The following is a 19,319-nucleotide window of genomic DNA, read 5'->3' on the forward strand; positions in this document are numbered from 1 at the left end:
GGTACCGGTACAAAGTAACACTGAGTACCGGTACTTAGCAACACAGAATACTGAACTTTCTCATTCACTCTTCTCGCCGAGACCCCGGGTACGCGGCGAGACCCCCGGGTGGCGACGCGAAAACCCCGGGGCGTCGACGACAACCCGGGGTCTCAGCGAAAGAGGGGAGGGAGCGGAGGCGTCAGCTGCGGAGATAGGCGAGGACGGCGAGGACGCGGCGGTGGCCGCTGTCGCTGGCGGCGAGGCCGAGCTTGGCGAAGATGTTGCCGATGTGCTTGCTCACCGCGGTCTCCGTCACGAACAGGCGTGCGGCGATGGTGGTGTTGTCCAGGCCCTCGGCCATCAGCCCGAGCACCTCCCGCTCCCGCGGAGTGAGGGTCTGCACGGGGTCGTCGGCGCGACGCCGGCTCATGAGCTGCGAGATGACCTCGGGGTCCATCACGGTCCCCCCGGCGGCCACCCGGCGCAGGGCGTCGACGAACGCGGCGACCTTGCCCACGCGCTCCTTCAACAGGTAGCCGAGGCCGTCCGCCCCCGCCGCGAGGAGCTCCCCCGCGTAACGGTCCTCCACGTACGCCGAGAGCACGAGCACCGGGAAGCCGGGGCGGCGGGCTCTCGCCTCGGCCGCGGCCTTGAGCCCCTCGCTGGTGAAGGTCGGCGGCATCCGCACATCGACCACCGCCGCATCGGCCTCGTCGAGGAGGGCGAGGAACCCGTCCGCGTCCGGCACGGCGCCGATCACGTCGAAGCCCTCGCTGCGCAACAGGAGCGCGAGGCCCTCCCGCAGCAGGGTGTCGTCCTCCGCGATCACGATCCGCATGGCAGCTCCGTCCGCAGGATGGTGGGTCCCCCGGCGGGACTCGACAGGTCCATCGTGCCCTCGAACGCCTCCACCCGGCGCCGGATCCCCGCGAGGCCTCCGCCCGGACGCTCGATCGCGCCGCCGGCCCCGTCGTCCTCCACCGTGATGAGGAGCAGCTCGCCCTCCCGCTCCACGCGCACGGCGGCTCGCGTGGCGGCGCTGTACTTGTTCACGTTGGTCAGCGCCTCCGCGACCACGAAATACGACGCCGACTCGACCGCTGCCGGCACTCGGCCGATGTGCGCGGCGTCGAGCGTGCACGGCACGACGCTGCGCCCGGCGAGCGACGCGAGCGCCCCCTCGAGCCCGAGTTCGTCGAGGATCGGCGGATAGATGTCGTGCACCGTGCGGCGGAGGCCGGCGAGGGCATCGGTCGCCGCGTCCTGCGCGCGCCGCAGCGGCTCGAGCACGTCGCCACCCGTCTCCTGGGCGCGCTCCGCGATCCCCAGCATCATCACGACGTTCACCAGGCGGTTCTGGGCGCCGTCGTGCAGATCGCGCTCGATGCGCCGGAGCTCGGCGGCGTGGGCATCGAGCGCGGCCGCGCGGCTGAGCGTCAGCGCGTCGACGCGGGCGGCGAGGCGCGACTTCTGCGGCGTCGCGAGGAGCCTCGCCGAGACGAAGGCCACAAGTCGGGCGACCACCGGCACGAGGAACAGCGCAGCCACCGCGTAGGCGAGGGCGACGAGCGGCATGGTCCACGCGAGCTCCCACGACGTGACGGGGTACGGCGAGCCGACCGGGTCGTCGGCGGGCGCGAACTGCCAGTACCAGGTGACCGCGAGTGTGTTGACGGCGGACAACGGCAGCGCGAGCGTCAGCAGCGACAGCCACATCACCGGGAAGGCGTGCACGGTGAGCCACAGGGCGTCGCGGGCGGTGGTGCGGGAGAAGGCGAAGCGGAGCCGTTCGTCGATCGTCGCGCCGCGCGGCAGCGTGCGCCCGAGTGGCGGCAGATCCTCCCCGCGTCGTCGTCCGATCCGTCGCCGCGCGCGGTCGCTCCAGGCGTGCAGCACCTGCACGACCTGCGGAAGCAACAGCACCCCGCCGGTGATGAGCATGAGCGGCAGCAGCACGAGGATGACGCAGAACAGCGCGAGGGACACGACGGAGGCGCCGAGTTCGACGGCGAGGAACCGCGCATCGGGCAGCCATCCGCGCAGCCACCGGCGCATCCATCCGTCCTTCACCCTGCAAGTCTGCCCGAGCGCCCCGCCGCCCGCGGTAGAGCCAGCTCCACCATCGATGCGGGACCGGGCGGGATGGGGGCGGTCGCCCGGCGTTCCTACCGTCGAAGCATGACCTTCCTCTCCTCTCCGCCGCTCGTCGAAGCGGCCCCGGCCGAGGCCCTGCGCCTCAGCGGCCTCGTCAAGACCTACGGTTCCGGCAGCGCCCGGGTGACCGCCCTCCGCGGCATCGACCTCGTCATCGCGCGGGGTTCGTTCACCGCGATCATGGGGCCGTCCGGCTCGGGCAAGAGCACCCTGCTGCACAGTGCCGCAGGGCTCGACCGCCCGACCAGCGGCACGGTGCACCTCGGTGGCACCGAGATCTCCGCGCTCACGCCCCGGCAGCTCACGGCCTTCCGCCGCGACCACGTGGGGTTCGTCTTCCAGGCCTACAACCTGCTTCCGGCGCTCAGCGTGGAGGACAACATCACCCTCCCGCTGCGCCTCGGCCGGCAGGGCCTGGATCATCGCTGGCTGGAGACCCTGCTCGACGCGGTGGGCCTCACCGACCGCCGCCACCGCCGCCCCGCCGAGCTCTCCGGCGGACAGCAGCAGCGCGTCGCGATCGCCAGGGCGCTCATCACACGACCGCACGTCGTGTTCGGCGACGAGCCCACCGGCGCCCTGGATTCCCGCACCGGGAAGCAGGTCCTCGATCTCCTCGCCCATACCGCGAAGGAACTGCACCAGACCGTCGTGGTCGTCACGCACGACCCGGTGGTGGCTTCGCACGCCGACCGGGTGATCTTCCTCGCCGACGGGGCGTTCGCCGGACATCTCGACGGCGGCAGCCCGCAGCAGATCACGGATCGCATGAGCACGCTGGGGGAGTGGTGATGTCCGCCTCGACCCTCGGGCTCGGGCGCATCGTCCGCGCCGACCTCCGTCACCATCGGCGCAGTCTGGCCGGGGTGTTCGTCGCCATCTTCGTCGCGAGCGCGCTCGTCACGGGGCTCGGCGTGCTCGTCGAGTCGGGCATCCGCGGTGGCCTCGCCCCGCAGCGCTACACCGCCGCCGAGGTGGTCGTCGGGGCCGCGCAGCAGGTCGACGTGCCGGAGGACCTGCCGGTGCCGCTGCGTGAGCGTGCCCCCGTTCCCGACGACGCCGCGCGGGAGATCGCCGCGCTGCCCGGAGTCGAGGCCGTGGTCGCCGACGTGACCGTGCCCCTGGCGCTCCGGAACGGGACGACGGATGCCGTGGTCGAGGCGCACCCCTGGTCCGCGACGGCGCTCACCGGCTTCACGCTCGCGGAAGGCCGAGAACCCGCTGCCGGTGACGAGGCCGTGGTGCTCGCCGGTGCCGGCCATGCCGTGGGCGACACCCTTCCGCTCGCCCACGGCGGCATCGCGGCGATGTACACGGTCGTCGGTCTGGTGTCCGCGGAGAGCGTGCCGGAGCGCGCGGTACCGGTGTTCCTGACGGACGAGCGCATCCGCGACCTCGACCCGCACGGCGGCGCCGCGCAGGCGCTGGGCGTGTTCGTCGACGGGGACCCCGAACCGGTGGCGACCGCGATCCGCGAGGCGTTCCCGCAGCTGGTCGCCCGGACCGGAGACGCCCGCGGCGACGTGGAGTTCCTCGACTCGGCGGCGGCACGCACCCTGCTCGTCGCGATCGGCAGCGCCTTCGTGGGCACCTGCATCCTCGTCGCCCTCTTCATCGTCGCGGGGACGCTGTCGCTGTCGGTGCAGGCGCGTCGGCGCGAGTACGCGCTGCTCCGTGCCGTCGGGGCCACCTCGTCGCAGGTGCATTCCCTCATCGCCAGGGAGGTGCTCACGATCGCGGTCGTCGCCGCGCTGCTCGGGATCGCTCCGGGGTACCTGCTGTCCTCCGCGCTGCAGTCGGCGTTCGTCGCGGGCGGCGTGATCCCCGGCGACTTCGCCCTCGCGCTGAGCCCGTTCCCGGCACTGGCCGCCCTGGTGCTGGTGCTCGGTTCGGCCTGGGGTGCGGCGCGCATCGCCGCGCGGCGTCCTGCCCGCCTCGATCCCATCGAGGCGCTGCGCGAGTCGTCGACGGGTCCTGGTCCGATCGGGCTGCCCCGCGTCATCACCGGGATCGTCTTCGCCGCCGCCGGGGTCTCGATCTCCACCGTCCCTCTGACCGTCCGCGGAGACGCCGCCGTCGGTGCGTCGGCCGGTGCGGCGATCCTGCTCATCGTCGCTCTCGCGCTGCTGGGGCCGTGGCTCGTCGCCCTGTGCGTGCGCCTCGTCGGCCCCGTGCTGCGCCGCTCCTCGGCGGCTGGATTCCTCGCCGCCGCCCACACCACCGCGGGCAGCCGGCGCATGGCGGCCGCCGTGCTCCCGATCGCCCTCGGTATCGGGTTGGGTCTCGTGCAGATCGGCGGGCCGGCGATCGTCGCGGACGAGGCGGCGACCCAGGCGAGGGCCGGGGTCATCGCCGACCTGCGGGTGGCGGCCCCGGCCGGGCTCTCCCCCGACGTCGTCGGCGGGCTGCGCGGCAAGCCGGGGGTGACTGCCGCGACCGGCGTGGTCGTCAGCACCGCGGTGATCGACTCGCTCGACATCGAAGGCACGGTCGAACGCACGGAGTACGTGCTGCAGGGTGTCGACCCGGCGACGGTGGACGGCCTGCTCGACCTGCGGGTGCGGGAAGGGTCTCTCGCCGCCCTCGACGGCGGTACGACCGTCGCCGTCAGCGCCGATATGGCCCACACGCTCGGCCTCGACATCGGCGACCCGGTGACGGGCGCGCTCGGCGACGGCTCACCCCTGGAGGCGACCGTGGTCGGCATCTACCAACGAGGTCTCGGCTTCGGGGATCTCACCATGGCCGCCGACCACATCCGCGCGCACACCTCCGCAGGACTCGACTCGTTCGCGCTCGTGTCGGTGGACGGTTCGGGCGCGGCCGACGCCCTCGCCGCCGACGGTCTGCAGGTGGCCCCGGGGTCGGGGCAGAAGGCGAGCACGACCGGAGCCGTCTCGCAGCAGGGGTGGGTGAGCCTCATCGGCCTGCTGGTCATCCTCGGGTACATCGCGATCGCCGTCGTGAACACCCTCGTGATGGCGACGGGGGAGCGGTCCCGGGAGTTCGCCCTGCTGCAGCTCATCGGCGCCTCCCGGGGCCAGGTGCGCGCCACGATGCGCACCGAGGCGATCCTGATCGCGGGTCTCTCGATGGTCTTCGGCGTGCTGGTGGCGATCCCGCCGCTGATGGGCATGAGCTACGGCATCTCCGGGCAGCCGCTCCCGGCGATGCCGGTGCTCGGCTCCCTCGCGATCATCGGCGGCATGGGGGCGCTGGCCCTCGTCGCGCTGCGCGTCGCGACGGAGGCCGCGCTGCGTCGTCGTCCGATCGAGGAGATCGGCTCCCGCGAGTAGGCCCATGACCACCGGAGGGCGCATCGGGATCCCGGTGCGCCCTCCGGCGTGCGCCCGGGGTGAAAAGGAGGGGTGAATTCCCCCGCTTCGGCCGGAGGGCTCCGCGGCGGACCGGCAGGCTGGCGGAGGCCCGGACCGAGTCCACCCTGCCCGAAAGGGTGCTCGGCGGTCGCCTGAGGGGGCGGGGGCTTCCGTGTGCGCGGATGCGTGCCGGAACGCGATGAATGGGGAGAGCAGTCATGGGATTCCGTGTTGCCCGCAAGGACCGCACGTCCGATGGCCTTCCGCCGGAGCGGCACAGCCGCTGGCGGGGCCGGACGAAGAGGCTGATCGGCGGTGCCGTGAGCACGGCGCTCGTCGCGTCGTCGATGATCGTCGTCGGCGGGGCGCTGACCGCCGCACCGGCCGCCGCGGCGGAGCCGTTCCTGTGCACGCCCGGAGCGGTGTACGTGCAGAGCGCCACCGAGGTGCGCGAGTTCGCCGTGAACGAGCAGGGCGGTGCCCCCGGCGACGGCGGCACGCTCGGCTCCATCAACCTCGGCGCGAACCACTCCAACAACGCCCTCGGGCTCTCCTCGACCGGGCGGTACGCCTACACGGTCACCAATGCCGCGGGAACCAAGACGCTGGCCAAGCACGACCGCGTCACCGACACGACCGCGCAGACGACGTTCACGCTGAACTCCTCGGTGCTGCGCGGTGCCGTGCACCCCGTGACCGGCGTCTACTACTTCGCCAGCGGCACGGTGAACGGCGCCATCAACCTCTACGCGTGGAACGAGAAGGTCACGCCGCAGGACTACGTGCAGGTCGGAACCCTCCGTCCGACCACGGGCAGCAGCGCGTTCGGCGCCAACGGCGACATGGCCTTCAGCGCCTCCGGTCAGCTCGTGCTCGTCGCCGACAACTTCATCTACTCCTCCGACCTCCCGGCCACGCTCGAACCCAGCACCGCGACGATCGACGCCAAGCAGGTGCACGACATGGGCGCCGGCGTGCAGGGCAACGGCATCGCGTTCGGCAACCTCGGCCACATCTTCGTCTCGGTCTCCGGCGGCGGCAACCGCATCATCGAGGTCGACCTGCCGCGCGGGCAGACGGTCAACACGACCCAGCTCGGCACCTTCTCGCCGACCGACATGGCGAGCTGCACGTTCCCGAACACGCTGACGCTGAAGAAGGACCTCCCCGAGGGCCGCCACGCCGCGACCGATCAGTTCGGCCTCCGGGTGCAGTCGCCGGCCGGCTACCAGGTCGCGCAGACCGACGCCGTCACCCGCGGCGACCGCTCCGGTCTGCAGCCGGACTACGCCGGTCCCGTCTTCACGAACCAGGGCGACACCTTCCGGCTCTCCGAATCGGCGGCGGGCTCGACCGACCTCACGAAGTACGACGCCTCCCTCGTCTGCCGGCAGGTGAACGCCGACGGCTCGACCACCCCGGTGGCCGTCACTGCCGACGGACAGGTCACCCAGCCGGCCGGTCCGCTGGGCACCGACGTCACCTGCACGTACACGAACGTCCGCCTCGCGCCGGACCTCGCTCTCCGCAAAACCTCCGACCCCGCCGACGGCACTGCGGTGCAGGCCGGCCAGCGACTGACCTACACGGTGCAGGCCGAGAACACCGGCAACACCCGCCTCGACCCGGTCACCGTGAGCGACGACCTGTCGGGTGTGCTCGCCAACGCCGCGTACCAGGGTGACGTGGCGACGACGATCGACGGTGACCCGGTGTCGTCCGGCGCCGCCACCGTCACGGGCGACGACCTCGCATGGACCGGTGCTCTCGAGCCCGGGCAGGTGCTCACGATCACGTACTCCGTCGTCGTCGACGAGGGCGTGGAAGGCGAGCGCATCGCCAACCGCGTCACCGCATCGGGCACCCCGCCCGGGGGGCTGCCCCCGACCACGCCTCCGGCCGTCACCACCGAGCACCCGGTCGCCGGCTTCGAGGTCGCGAAGACCTCCGACCCCGCCGCGGGCACCGTGGTGGAGCCCGGCCAGACCATCGAGTACACCGTCACCGGCACGAACACCGGCGCGACCGTCCTCGACCCGGTGACCGTCACCGACGACCTCTCCGGCGTGCTCGCGAACGCCGCCTTCGACGACGACATCACGACCACGGTCGGCGGCACGACCGTGACCACGGGCGGTGCAACCCTGACCGGGAACACCCTCGCCTGGACCGGAACGCTCCAGCCCGGACAGACCGTGACGATCACGTACTCGGTGACCGTGGGCGACGACACCTCCGGCGAGATCCTGCGCAACAGCGTGACCGGATCGGGTACGCCGACCACCCCGAATCCCGGCGACCCGACCGGGCCGCAGGTTCCCGGTGAGCCGATCGTCCCGCCGACGGTCACCACCGAGCACCCCGTGATCGGCTCCGGCTTCACCATCTCGAAGTCGGCCGACCCCGCCTCCGGCACGGCCGTGTCCGCGGGCGACACGATCACCTACACGATCACCGGCACCAACACGGGCGACACCGACCTCGATCCCGCGGAGATCGTCGACGACCTGTCGGGCGTGCTCGGCTCCGCCGGCTACAACGACGACGTCACGGCCGACCGCGGCTCCGTGCGGGTCGCCGACGCTACCCTCACCTGGACCGGAGCCATCCCGCGCGGGGAATCGGTCACGATCCGCTACACGGTGACGGTGGATGCGGGTGTCGAGAAGGCCCTGCTGCACAACGTCGTCACCGGATCGGCCACGCCGCAGATCCCGACCGACCCCGCCGACCCCTCCGGAGCGAAGACCCCGGGGACCCCGATCGTCCCGCCCGCGGCGGAGACGGAGCACCCCGTCGTCGACACCGGCTTCGAGGTCTCGAAGTCGGCCGACCCGGCCTCCGGCACCGCCGTCCGCGCGGGCGACACCCTCACGTACACGGTCTCGGGCGTCAACACCGGCAACACGGTCCTCGACCCCGCGACCATCGTCGACGACCTCTCGGCCGTCCTCGCGAACGCGGAGTACGGCGGCGACGCGAAGGCCTCGTCCGGATCCGTCGCGCTCTCCGGCACCACGCTCACCTGGACCGGGACGCTCGCTCCCGGCGACCGCGTCGACGTCACCTACACGGTGACGGTGGACGAGGATGCGACCGGCGTGCTGCTCCGCAACACGGTGTCCGGTGAGGGCACCCCGCTGATCCCGACCGACCCGACCGACCCGGAGAGCCCGACCACGCCGGGCACCCCGGTCGAGACCCCGCCGGCGACGACGGAGCACCCCGTCGCGACCCCCGGGTTCACCGTCACCAAGACGGCCGACCCGGCGACGGGCACGCGCGTCGACCCCGGCAGCGTGATCACCTACACCGTGACCGGCCGCAACACGGGCGACACCGTCCTCGACCCCGTCGAGATCGGCGACGACCTGCGCGCGGCGCTGGCCCACGCGTCGTACAACGACGACGTGTCCGCCACCCGCGGCGACGTCCGCGTGGCCGACGGCGCCCTCTCGTGGAACGGCGTGCTGCGCCCCGGCCAGGACGTCGTGATCACCTACTCGGTGACCGTCGACGCCACCGCCGGCGGCGAGACCATCGCGAACACGGCCACCGGAGAGGCGACCCCGCTGATCCCCGCCGACCCGAGCGACCCCGAGAGTCCCACGACTCCCGGCACGCCGATCACGCCGCCGCCGTCGAGCACGGAGCACCCGGTGAACGAGCCCGGCTTCACGTTCGCCAAGACCGTCGACCCCGCCGCCGGTACCGCTGTCGACCCGGGTGACGTGCTCACCTACACGCTGACCGCGGCCAACACGGGCCAGACGGCGCTCGACCCGGTGACGATCACCGACGACCTGTCCGGTGTGCTGCCGTACGCGACGTTCAACGCGGATGCCGTGGCGAGCATCGCGGGTGCCGCTGCGGCTCCCGCGACCCTGGACGGCACCGAGCTGTCGTGGACGGGGGCGCTCGCGGTCGGCCAGACCGTGACCGTCACCTACTCCGTGACGGTGAGCGCTGACGGCGTCGGCACCGTGATCGAGAACGCGGCGTCCGCGACGGCGACCCCGCCGGGGGGATCGACGATCACGCCGCCGCCCGGTGTCACGACCAACCCGGTCAACGAGCCCGGATTCTCGGTCTCGAAGAGCGTCGACCCGGCTGCGGGCACGGCGGTCGACCCGGGCAGCGTCCTCACCTACACGGTGACCGGTGTGAACACGGGCGAGACGGCTCTCGACCCCGTCACCATCGCCGACGACCTCTCCGGTGTCCTGGCGCACGCGGAGTACAACGACGACGCGACCGCGACGATCGGCGGCACGGCGACGACCGCGCCGACGGTGGCCGAGGACCGCCTGTCCTGGACGGGTGCGCTGCAGGTCGGCGAGAGCGTCACGATCACGTACTCGGTGACCGTGCGCGCGGATGCCGGCGGCGCCGTCCTCGAGAACTCGGCCTCCGGCTCGGCGACCCCGCCCGGTGGCGTGCCGCCGATCGAGACGCCGCCGGCGACGACCGAGAACCCCGTCAACGAGCCCGGCTTCGAGCTGCGCAAGTTCGCCGATCCCGCCTCCGGCACCCGGGTCGACCCGGGCAGCGTCGTCACCTACACGGTGACCGGCGTGAACACGGGCGAGACGGCGCTGGCTCCGGTCCGCATCGTCGACGACCTGTCGGCCGTGCTCGCCCACGCCGCCTACAACGGCGACGCGACGGCGACCCTGAGCGACGGCACCACGTCTGCTCCCGTCGTCGCGGGCGACGAGCTCACCTGGGCCGGTGACCTCGCGGTCGGCCAGCGCGTCACGATCACCTACTCGGTGACCGTGCACGGCGACGCCGGCGGTGCGATCATCGCGAACACCGTCGAGGGCACGGCCACGCCTCCCGGCGGCGCCGAGCGCACCCCGCCGCCGGTGACGACGGAGAACCCCGTCGGCACCCCGGGCTTCACGTTCGTCAAGTCGTCCGACCCCGCATCCGGCTCCGCCGTCGCGACGGGCAGCGTCGTGACGTACACGCTCACCGGCACCAACACCGGCGAGACGGGTCTGGACGAGGTCGTCGTCACGGACGACCTGACCGGAGTGCTGCGGCATGCCGACCTCCGCGGCACGGCGACCGCCACGGTGGGTGACCGTGTGGTGGCCGCGCCGACGATCGACGGCACGACGCTGCGCTGGACCGGCAGCCTCGCCGAGGGAGAGCGCGTCGTGATCACCTACGCGGTGACCGTGCACGCCGACGCGGCGGGGGCGACGCTGCGGAACGTGGCCACCGCCTCGGCCACGCCTCCCGGCGGGGGGACGATCACCCCGCCGACGAGCACGACCGAGAACCGGGTGCTGACGCCGCTCGCCCTCACCGGCGGACAGCTGGCGCCGTGGATCCTCGGCCTCGCGATCGCCCTGCTGATCGGCGGCGCGGTGCTGCTGGTGGTGCGACGTCGCCGCATGCAGAGCTGACGGTTCCGAAGAAGGAGGCCCCGCCCGTCGTGTCCGACGGGCGGGGCTTTCGTCATCCCGGGAGGAGTCCGTGCCGGGCGGCCTGTTCGAGCGCCTCCGTGCGGTTGGCCGCGCCGAGCTTGCGGTAGATGCTGCGGAGCTGCGTCTTCAGGGTGTTCGGCGAGACCCGCAGCTCCGCGGCGATCTCGGGCAGCGGTGCCCCGGTCGTGAGCGCGTGCAGCACCACCTGCTCCCGTGAGGAGAGCTTCGGGCGCGCCGCGAACGACGGCAACGCCGAGCGGGTGGGCAGCGGCGGGTCGCCGACCGGGGCGAGGTCGGCCCGGACGGCGGCGAAGTCCTCGGCGCCCAGCAGGGCCAGCGGAGTGCGCAGGTCCCGATCGGCGAGCTGGGCGTGCAGCGCCTCTGTCACAGCCTGCGCAGCGGCGGGGCTGACGCGGTGGAGCGCCGCACTGTGCACCGCGGCGGCCTCGGCGCGCTCGCGGGAGGTCGTCGGTTCGAGGCGCGTCGTGGCGAGCAGTCGCACCGCGTCCGGAGCGCGACCGTCGATCAGGGCGATCCTGGCCCGTTCCAGGAGGGTGCCGAACCGGTCCGTCCCGGCGTCGCGCTGCTTGACGCTGCGCGCGGCGCGGACGTCGCCGAGGGCGAGGTGCAGCAGGATCCGGGGGCGACTCAATGCCTGGCGTGCCGACGCCGCTCCGGCCTCGCGCCCGCGCATCCTCCCGAACGACTCCAGACGCTCCAGTCCGGCGGCGGCGTCGCCGTCGTGCAGTGCGATCCAGGCTTCCACGGTCGCCATCGTCGTCCAGTGCTCGCTCGTCGCCCGGTGCGGCTCGAAGGCGCGCACGTGCTGCTTGGCCGTGGCGAGGTCGCCCTCTTCCACGGCGAGCATCGCTTCCGCGACGCGGTAGAACGTGCCGCGATACCCGTCCAGCAGGGCGGGGTCCCACGAGCCGTCCCGGATGATCTCGACGTAGTGCCGCGCCTCCGGGAGGTCGCCGTTGAGGGCGTGGATCCCGCTGAGCAGGCTCACGGCGTGGAAGGCGTTGCCTGTGCCCTGGGATGCGGCGAGGGCGGCGGCCTCGTCGAAGAGGCGGAGGGCCTGATCGCGGCGACCGCCGTAGTACAGCGAGATCCCGAGGTGCGTACACAGCAGCGGCATCTCGATCGCGTACTGCTGCCACTGCGACTCCGAGGTCTCCGTGTACAGCGCGAGCGCGCGGGCCGCGACCTGCCCGGCCCGCTCGGGCATCCCGACCACCCGCAGCGCCGCGCTCTCCGCGGTCCAGATGAACAGGCGCTCCGTCGGCGAGAGGGCGCTCCGCCGGGCGTTCGCGGCGGAGATCGCCATCCGCAGCAGCTGCAGGCCGCGCACCCGGCGGAGTCGGTTGGCGTTGAGGCAGATGCCCAGCAGCATCGCCACCAGCGGCTCCTGCTTGAGCCGCGCGAGGGGCAGGTCGCCCAGCAGCGCCACGACCCGGCGGCCGTCGTGATCCAGAAGGTGGCTCCAGCCCGACATGATGACGTGGGCGGCGAGGTGGAGGTCGTCCTCCTCCATCGCCAGGCGGAGCCCCTCGAAGGGGGCGTCGCGCCGCAGCGCACCCTCGATCGCGAGGCGCCGGAGCAGGCGGATCTCGGCCGGGAAGCGCTCCAGGAGGTCGCGGCGCAGAAGTGCGCGAGCGGGCGCGGCGATCGTGAAGGTCCGGCGCCCGGATTCCGTCGACCACCGCCCGAAGCCGAACGCCTCGGCCTCGTCGAGGGCGGCGCCGATGTCGGGATCACTGCTGAGGGCCTGGGCCAACGGGAGATCGACGGTGTCCGTGATGCTGATCCGGATCAGGCCTTCGAGGACGCCGGCGCCGAACGTGCCCTCCTCCATGCGGCTGCGGAGGTAGTCGTCGACCGCCGCGGTCGCGACCTCCACGATCGTCGCGCCGTCGGGGACTCGGCCGCGGAGGGCGACGGCGCGGATGACCGCCGCGAACCCCTCGGTCGCCTCCCGCACGGCGACGGCGGTGTCCCCGTCGACGTCGAGCGCGCGACGGATCTCGTCCGTGTCGAACGCGAGGTCCTCCGGAGAGATCAGCGCGGTGTCGATCACCAGGCCGATGCCTTCGCTGTCGAACGGGCTGGGGCGGTTCGTGGCGACGATCAGGCGGACGTGCGGCGGGACGGCGACCGTGCGGCACAGGTCGAAGACCGCATCCCGGTCGAGCGCGGCGGCGTCGTCGAGCACGAGGATGAGAGGCTCCTGGTGATCGCACAGGTACTGGGCGACGGCCGGCCACCCCTCCCCGGTGTCCGAGGCACGATGGCCGCCGCCGACGGCCTCCCCCGCGCCGCGCAGCACCCGCAGCAGGGCGGCGGCGAGGGCCGCGCTCGTCGCCAGCGCGGGCGTGGCCGTGAGCCATACGACGCGGTCGGGGGAGGTGAAGGCCCAGCCCACCAAGGCGGTGGTCTTCCCGGAGCCCGCGGCTCCGCGCAGCAGTGTGAGCGGAGCTCCGTCGTCCAGCGCGGCGTTCACCCGCGGACGTCCGATGACGTGCGCGGAAACCCGCGGCAACCTCTTGTCCCCTTGCGCGCCGAAAGCCGGCATCGTCCCTCCCCAGGTACGCATCCCCACCCCTACGATATCCAACCCGCCCACGGTTCTAGGCTCGGAGGGGTGAGTGGTCCGACAGCCCCCGTGTCCTCCCGCCGCGTGCCGACCAGCGCCCTCCTCGTGAGCGCCGCGCTCGGCGCGGTCCAGGCCCTCGTCTTCCTGGCCGTCGTGCCGATCACGAGCGTGCTGGCCGCCGCCTCCCCTCCCGCGTATGCCCTGGTCGCGGCCGTGCACACCGCACTGCCCTTCCTCGCGCGCGTCATCACCCGCGTGCCGGGGATGGCGACGCTGGCCGCCTTCGTGACCGGTGTGCTGACGGTCGCGGTGTCGCCCATCGGGCTGCTCGGCGTCGTTCCGCTCGTCCTCGGCGGCGTGGTCCTCGACCTGGCGCTGCCGTTCCGGCGCGACGCCCCCGTCCGCCCGGCCCGTGTCCTGCTCGCCGGCGCCGTGACCGGTGCGGTGCTCTTCGTCGTCGCCCTCCCCGTCTTCTCCCCGGAGCACCTCGTTCCGCCGGTGCTCATCGGCACGCTGCTGGGGCGGGTGGTCGGCGAGCTCGCGGTGGCCGGTGTCGTCCTCGCCGTCCGCCGGCTGCTGCGGCGCGCCGGCGTCGCCCGCTGAGCCGGTATGCCGGTCGAGATACCCCCACGGGGTACCATAGACACATGGTCGGTCGTCGCGCGTTCCAAGGAGCGATGCTCGCCGTCCTCCTCGTTGGCGGCGTCCTCCTCGGCCTCCTCGGCATGCACGCCCTCGACACCCACGGCACCCCGGGGGCGCACGCCGTCGCGGGGCACGCGGGCCCCGCGCACCCCGGAGCGTCGGCAGCGCACGAGGCGGGCGGAGCGGACGAGGCCGTCGTCCCGGGTGATCCTGTACACGATGGCGGGGCGGCCTGCGTCCTCGCCCTGCTCGGCGGGCTCCTCCTGCTGCTGCGCCCCTCTCGCGCTCTCCTGACCGGACCCCTGCTCCGCGCTCTCCGCTCGCCCGTGGAGCCGGGCGCCGCCCCGCTTCGTCCTCCCTCACTCCACATCCTCTGCATCAGTCGGACCTGATCGGCGCCGATGCGCCTGGGCGCCGCGACCGCGGACGCCCTTCCGACAGACAGAGATGAGAGAGAAATGACCAATCGAACCACTGCCGCCGCCGTCCTCGTGCTGGCCGGGACCCTCGCCCTCGCCGGGTGCGCCTCGACCGCACCTGCCGGGCCGGCCGACCACTCCGGTATGGATCACACCACCTCGGACGCCCCGCTGACCGGAGCGAACGAGGCCGACGCGATGTTCGCGTCGATGATGGTCGTCCACCACGAGCAGGCCGTGGAGATGTCCGACATCGTGCTCGCGAAGGATGATGTCGATCCGCGGGTCGCCGACCTCGCCGAGCGGATCAAGGCCGCTCAGGGGCCCGAGATCGAGCAGTTGCAGGGCTGGCTCGACGACTGGGGTGCCGAGGCGGGTGACCCCGCCGACATGGATCACGGCGACGGCATGATGAGCGACGACGACCTCGCCGCGCTCGAGGCCGCCGCGGGCCCGGAGGCGTCCCGACTGTTCCTGGAGCAGATGATCGCGCATCACGAGGGCGCGGTCGAGATGGCCGAGGCGGAGGTCGCGGACGGCGAGAACGCCGACGCGGTCGCCCTCGCGCAGGACATCGTCGACGCGCAGACCGCCGAGATCGCGGAGATGAAGGAGATCCTCGCCACGCTCTGATCGGCACCGGCCCCGCGTCGCGCAGGCGACGCGGGGCCCGTCGCCCGTGCGCGATCTGTCCATTCCGCGCTGTTCTGTACATTTCGCACTATCATGTACCCATGAGCGAGATCGCGATCACGGAGGCCAGGGCGCGGCTGGCGTCCATCATCGACGAGGCGCGTGAAGAGCCCGTCTACCTCACCCGACGAAACGTCCCGGTGGCCGCTGTCATCGATGCCAGCCTGCTGGAGCGACTCCTCGAAGGTGCGGAGGAACTGGCCGACATCCGCGCGGTCGATGCCGCCTGGGACGAGACCGCGCGACTCGATGAGACGCCGATCCCCTGGGAAGAGGTGAAGCGGGACCTCGGGCTCGTGCCGTGACCTACGACGTCCAGGTCCTGCCGGTCGCCGTGCGGGCGATCCGCAAGCTCCCTCCCGAGGGGAGGCGACGTATCGAGGCCGTCATCGAGCTCCTCTCCGAAGACCCGCGGCCCCCCGCGGCCCGCAAGCTCACCGGCCGACCGGAGTGGCGGGTGCGGACGGGCGACTACCGGGTGCTCTACCGGATCGAGGACGGGATCCTGACGATCGTCGTCGTGCATGCCGGCCACCGTCGCGAGGTGTACCGCTAGCCGTCGCGGCGGCGCAGGCGGCGCAGCGGAGCAGAGAGGCGGTGCCAGAGGGTCGGCGCGGGCTCCTCGTCCTCGGTGGGAGGCGGGGCGACGGCGAACTGGACGAACTCCTCCGCGCCATGGTGCACGACGCGATAGAGCGCCGTGCCGATGAGCACGCCGAGCGCGATCGACATGACCGACACCAGGGCCGCGGTGAAGTCGGCGAGGCCGTTGTCGGTCGCCACCGCCTCGGTGAGCCCCACGAGCCCGGCGGCGCCGGGCACCAGCAGCCAGAACGCCGGGAGGAACGTGAGCTGCGAGGGGGCTCCGTGACGCAGCCCGGCGATCCAGAACACCACCGGGGTGACGGCGACCGCACCGACGAACCCGCCCACTGCCGGGTCGATGAACTCCGTTCCCGCCCACTGGCCGAGGTACGCGACGACCAGGGCGAGCAGCACCCACCCGAACGTGGACGGCGGGGAGGAGAAGTGCAAATAGTTGCCGAGTGCGAATACGAGGATGCCGAGCAGCGGCACCCACCAGGGCAGATACGACGAGGAGGCGTCGAGGGCCTCGTACGAATCGCTCGAGACGCCCACCACGGCACCGGCGGCGAGGATGCCGAAGGCGAGGAGCGCGAGCTGCACGAAGCCGTAGATGAGGCGGGATGCACCGGAGATCATCTGCCCGGCCGCGAGCTCGACCGTCGCCGTGGTCAGCACACCACCGGGGAGGAAGGTGACCAGCGGGGCGATCAACAGCCGGATCGGGTCGCCGATCTCGATGACCTCCGCGAGGAGGAACACCGCAGCCGCGCACACGAAGGCCGCGGCGATGGGCATGACGAGCTGCAGAGTGGGGGAGCGCACGAGTTTGAGCAGGCCGATCCCGAATCCGAGCACGAAGGCGACGAGGGCGCCCTGCCAGGTCGGTGCGAGCAGGAGCGCCAGGCCGGTCGTGAGGATGGCGTGGCCGAGCGTCCGGGTGAACCAGCCGAGGCGCGGACGCATCGCCCCGATCTCGTTGAGCCGCCGGATGCCGTCCAGCGGGTCCACGTCGCCGGTCTTCGCCTGCGCGATGAGGTCGTACAGCGCGGCGATCTGATCGAAGCGGAACGAGGCGTTCGTGGCCGAGCGGAACGCGACCCGCTGCTCCTCCGCGTCCCCCGTCTCCACGATGATGATGGTGGGCAGGACGACGAAGTCGGCGCCGTCTCCGCCGGACGCCGTGGCGACCTCGGCGATCGTGTCCCGGATGCGGTCGACGGACTCCGCCGACGCGTTCATCCCCTGCGCCAACCCCAGCAGGAACTGCCGCAGCGCCGAACGGTCGACGACGTCGGTCATGTCACCAGAACAGGAACGACAGCGCCACCCCGACGATGATGGCCGTGCCGACGTACACGAGGTTCGGCAGCTGGAACGAGTGGTCGAGGACGAACTTGCCCATCTTCGTCGTCCCGGTCTGGTCGAACGCGACCGTGGCCACCTGGCTGCCGTTGGCGGGCAGCGTGTAGATGCCCATCGCCGCCGGCCACAGCCCCACCAGCAGAGAGGCGGGCAGACCGATCGTGATGCCGATCGGGACGATCGCGTTCGTGGCGCTCGATTGGCTGGTCGTGAGCATGGCGACGGCGAACAGCGCCAGCGCGAACAGCAGCGCTCCGAGGAAGGCGGAGGAGCCGGAGACCACAGAGCCGAGCCCGTCGACGATGAGGGTCTGGTTCGCGGCGACGAACGTGTTCGCGAGCCAGGCGATGCCGAACAGGGCGATGGCGCCGACGATGCCCGCGGGGAAGGTGGACTGCTTCGGCACGTCGGCGGCCTTCACCTTGCAGAACACGAAGATCAGTGCGGCGATGATGCCCATGACGACCTCGATGATCACCGTGACGCTCAGGCGCAGCGGATCGCCGTCGTCGTCGGTGCCGATGATCGGACGGAGGTTCTCGAACAGGCCGAAGAACACGATCACCGCGACGCCGGCGAGGAACAGCGAGGCCGACAGCACGGCGGTCGCCGGGAGCTTGTTCTCGTGCGCGTCGACCACGGGCGGCTTGATCTGTCCCTCCGCCAGGCGCCTCTGGTACTCCGGTTCGTCCTCGAGGTCCTTGCCGTGGCGCATCATGACCAGCGCGGCGACGAGCAGGCCCGCGATGGAGGCCGGCCACATGATGAGGAGCAGGCCGCCGAGGTCGACGCCCTGCGGCGCGAGCAGCACGACCATCGATGCGGTGGCGGCGGAGACCGGAGAGCACAGGATGCCGACCTGCGAGGCGACGGCCGAGACCGACAGCGCCCGCTCCGGTCGGATCTTCTGCTGGTAGGAGACGTCGTAGATCACCGGCAGCAGCGGGTAGAAGATGTTGCCGGTGCCCGCGCCGACCGTGAAGAGGAAGGACATCGCCGGTGCGAGGAAGACGACGGACTTCGGCCGTTTGCGGATGACCTTGGCGGCCACCGACACCATCCAGTCGATGCCGCCAGCGGCCTGCATGGTCGAGGCCGCGGTGATGACCGTGATGACGATGAACACGGCATCGACCGGGGCGTTGCCGGGGGCCTCCCCGAACACGAACACGAGCACCGCGACGCCGACGAGGCCCCACACGCCCAGGCCGATCCCGCTCGTGCGGGTGCCCATGAAGATCGCCAGGACGACGACGATGAGCTCCGCGACGAGGATCCAGACGCTGTCGTTCACGACGACGGCCCCTTCACGATCGGCGCGGATCCGGCGAGGACCTGCACCGGCAGCTCGGTCTCGACGATCTTCCCGTCGACCGCCTGGACCTTCAGCGCCAGCGCGTTCTCGACCGGGCTGACCGCGGTGACGAACTCGCCGTTCTCGAAGTGGAGCGACTGCAGATTGCCCACCGCGTACCCGGTCGACAGCTCGCCGCTGAGGAGCGAGGCGTGGAAGAGGGGCCGGCGCTGGTCCTCGGCGTCGTAATGCGGACAGAAGCTGCCGTGCAGGAACCCGAGGCCCTCGGGGAGCACCTGCAGCGTGGGGCCGTAGCTGTCGGTCGTGCCGCCCTCGAACCAGCAGATGCCGCCTGCGCTGCCTCCGGTGAACACGACGTTCGAAGAGGGGTCCTCCCACATCTCGCGCATGATCACGTCGAGCCCCTGACGCTTCCAGACGTCGAGCATGTTGGCGGTGTTCCCCCCGCCGACGTGGATGACGTCGAAGCCCTTCACGAAGCCGGCGAGGTCGTCGACCGCGCGGTGGAACAGCGGCAGATGATGGGGCGCGCATCTGTCGGAGTCGTACGTGGAGTAGAAGCTCACGATGTAGGCGGTGTCGTCGCCGGTCGCGGTCCCGACGAAGAGGACCCGGGGACGCTCCTTGCCGGTGAGCTTCAGGATGTACTCGTGCGTCGGATCGTTCCGACGTTCCATCATGGCCTTGCCGGCCCCGGTTGCGACGACGTGCGACATGCCCCCACCTCACTGTCGGATGTGAATGCGCTCAACCTAGCGTCGCGCCGTCACCGCCGTCCAGAGCGGTCACCCTGGCCGGGTGAATCCGGGCCAC

14 protein-coding genes are annotated in these 19,319 nt (G+C 72.0%); 8 read left to right on the forward strand and 6 right to left on the reverse strand.

Annotation, left to right across the window (positions count from 1 at the left end; translation table 11 throughout):
* Positions 1 to 181: 181 nt before the first annotated feature.
* Both KZC57_RS10665 and KZC57_RS10670 read right to left on the reverse strand, forming a co-directional pair.
* Positions 182 to 820 (reverse strand): response regulator transcription factor, encoded by a 639-nt coding sequence (locus KZC57_RS10665; RefSeq protein WP_247641704.1) that lies wholly within the window; start codon positions 818 to 820, stop codon positions 182 to 184.
* Positions 808 to 2,052 (reverse strand): sensor domain-containing protein, encoded by a 1,245-nt coding sequence (locus KZC57_RS10670; RefSeq protein ID WP_247641705.1) that lies wholly within the window; start codon positions 2,050 to 2,052, stop codon positions 808 to 810. The genes KZC57_RS10665 and KZC57_RS10670 overlap by 13 nt, the downstream gene beginning before the upstream one ends.
* 108 nt (positions 2,053 to 2,160) lie before the next feature.
* Here KZC57_RS10670 and KZC57_RS10675 point away from each other — a divergent pair, with 108 nt between their 5' ends.
* From KZC57_RS10675 to KZC57_RS10685, 3 genes are all read left to right on the forward strand, one after another.
* Positions 2,161 to 2,928, forward strand: a complete 768-nt coding sequence (locus KZC57_RS10675; RefSeq protein ID WP_144881576.1) for an ABC transporter ATP-binding protein — start codon at positions 2,161 to 2,163, stop codon at positions 2,926 to 2,928.
* A complete protein-coding gene (locus tag KZC57_RS10680) occupies positions 2,928 to 5,432 on the forward strand; it encodes an FtsX-like permease family protein (RefSeq protein ID WP_247641706.1) in 2,505 nt (834 codons plus the stop codon). Before KZC57_RS10675 ends, KZC57_RS10680 begins: the two co-directional genes overlap by 1 nt.
* 239 nt (positions 5,433 to 5,671) lie before the next feature.
* On the forward strand, positions 5,672 to 10,870 hold the full coding sequence (locus KZC57_RS10685) for an isopeptide-forming domain-containing fimbrial protein (RefSeq protein ID WP_247641707.1): 5,199 nt from the start codon (positions 5,672 to 5,674) through the stop codon (positions 10,868 to 10,870).
* Between the two features lie 52 nt (positions 10,871 to 10,922).
* Here KZC57_RS10685 and KZC57_RS10690 read toward each other — a convergent pair whose 3' ends face one another.
* Entirely contained in the window at positions 10,923 to 13,484 is a 2,562-nt protein-coding gene (locus KZC57_RS10690; RefSeq protein WP_247641708.1) for a LuxR C-terminal-related transcriptional regulator, read from the reverse strand.
* A 48-nt stretch (positions 13,485 to 13,532) separates the two neighbouring features.
* Here KZC57_RS10690 and KZC57_RS10695 point away from each other — a divergent pair, with 48 nt between their 5' ends.
* From KZC57_RS10695 to KZC57_RS10715, 5 genes are all read left to right on the forward strand, one after another.
* On the forward strand, positions 13,533 to 14,087 hold the full coding sequence (locus KZC57_RS10695; protein ID WP_186326346.1) for an ECF transporter S component: 555 nt from the start codon (positions 13,533 to 13,535) through the stop codon (positions 14,085 to 14,087).
* 44 nt (positions 14,088 to 14,131) lie between these two features.
* Complete coding sequence (locus KZC57_RS10700; RefSeq protein ID WP_247641709.1) at positions 14,132 to 14,521, forward strand: DUF6153 family protein; 390 nt, start codon at positions 14,132 to 14,134, stop codon at positions 14,519 to 14,521.
* A gap of 66 nt (positions 14,522 to 14,587) precedes the next feature.
* Positions 14,588 to 15,181, forward strand: coding sequence for a DUF305 domain-containing protein (locus tag KZC57_RS10705; protein WP_105949021.1), 594 nt, complete (start codon positions 14,588 to 14,590; stop codon positions 15,179 to 15,181).
* A gap of 101 nt (positions 15,182 to 15,282) precedes the next feature.
* A complete protein-coding gene (locus tag KZC57_RS10710) occupies positions 15,283 to 15,546 on the forward strand; it encodes a type II toxin-antitoxin system Phd/YefM family antitoxin (RefSeq protein ID WP_247641710.1) in 264 nt (87 codons plus the stop codon).
* On the forward strand, positions 15,543 to 15,797 hold the full coding sequence (locus tag KZC57_RS10715) for a type II toxin-antitoxin system RelE/ParE family toxin (protein WP_060923246.1): 255 nt from the start codon (positions 15,543 to 15,545) through the stop codon (positions 15,795 to 15,797). The genes KZC57_RS10710 and KZC57_RS10715 overlap by 4 nt, the downstream gene beginning before the upstream one ends.
* Here the strand turns inward: KZC57_RS10715 and KZC57_RS10720 are convergent.
* Genes KZC57_RS10720 through KZC57_RS10730 form a run of 3 tightly spaced genes read right to left on the reverse strand, consistent with a single transcriptional unit; the run spans position 15,794 to position 19,222 of the window.
* Entirely contained in the window at positions 15,794 to 17,128 is a 1,335-nt protein-coding gene (locus tag KZC57_RS10720) for a threonine/serine exporter ThrE family protein (RefSeq protein WP_217583118.1), read from the reverse strand. The genes KZC57_RS10715 and KZC57_RS10720 overlap by 4 nt on opposite strands.
* A 1-nt stretch (position 17,129) precedes the next feature.
* Positions 17,130 to 18,485, reverse strand: coding sequence for an anaerobic C4-dicarboxylate transporter family protein (locus KZC57_RS10725; protein ID WP_247641711.1), 1,356 nt, complete (start codon positions 18,483 to 18,485; stop codon positions 17,130 to 17,132).
* Complete coding sequence (locus KZC57_RS10730; RefSeq protein ID WP_247641712.1) at positions 18,482 to 19,222, reverse strand: peptidase E; 741 nt, start codon at positions 19,220 to 19,222, stop codon at positions 18,482 to 18,484. Before KZC57_RS10730 ends, KZC57_RS10725 begins: the two co-directional genes overlap by 4 nt.
* Positions 19,223 to 19,319 lie beyond the last annotated feature (97 nt).

The organism is Microbacterium sp. KSW4-4 (genome assembly GCF_023091185.1).
GTDB lineage: Bacteria > Actinomycetota > Actinomycetes > Actinomycetales > Microbacteriaceae > Microbacterium > Microbacterium paraoxydans.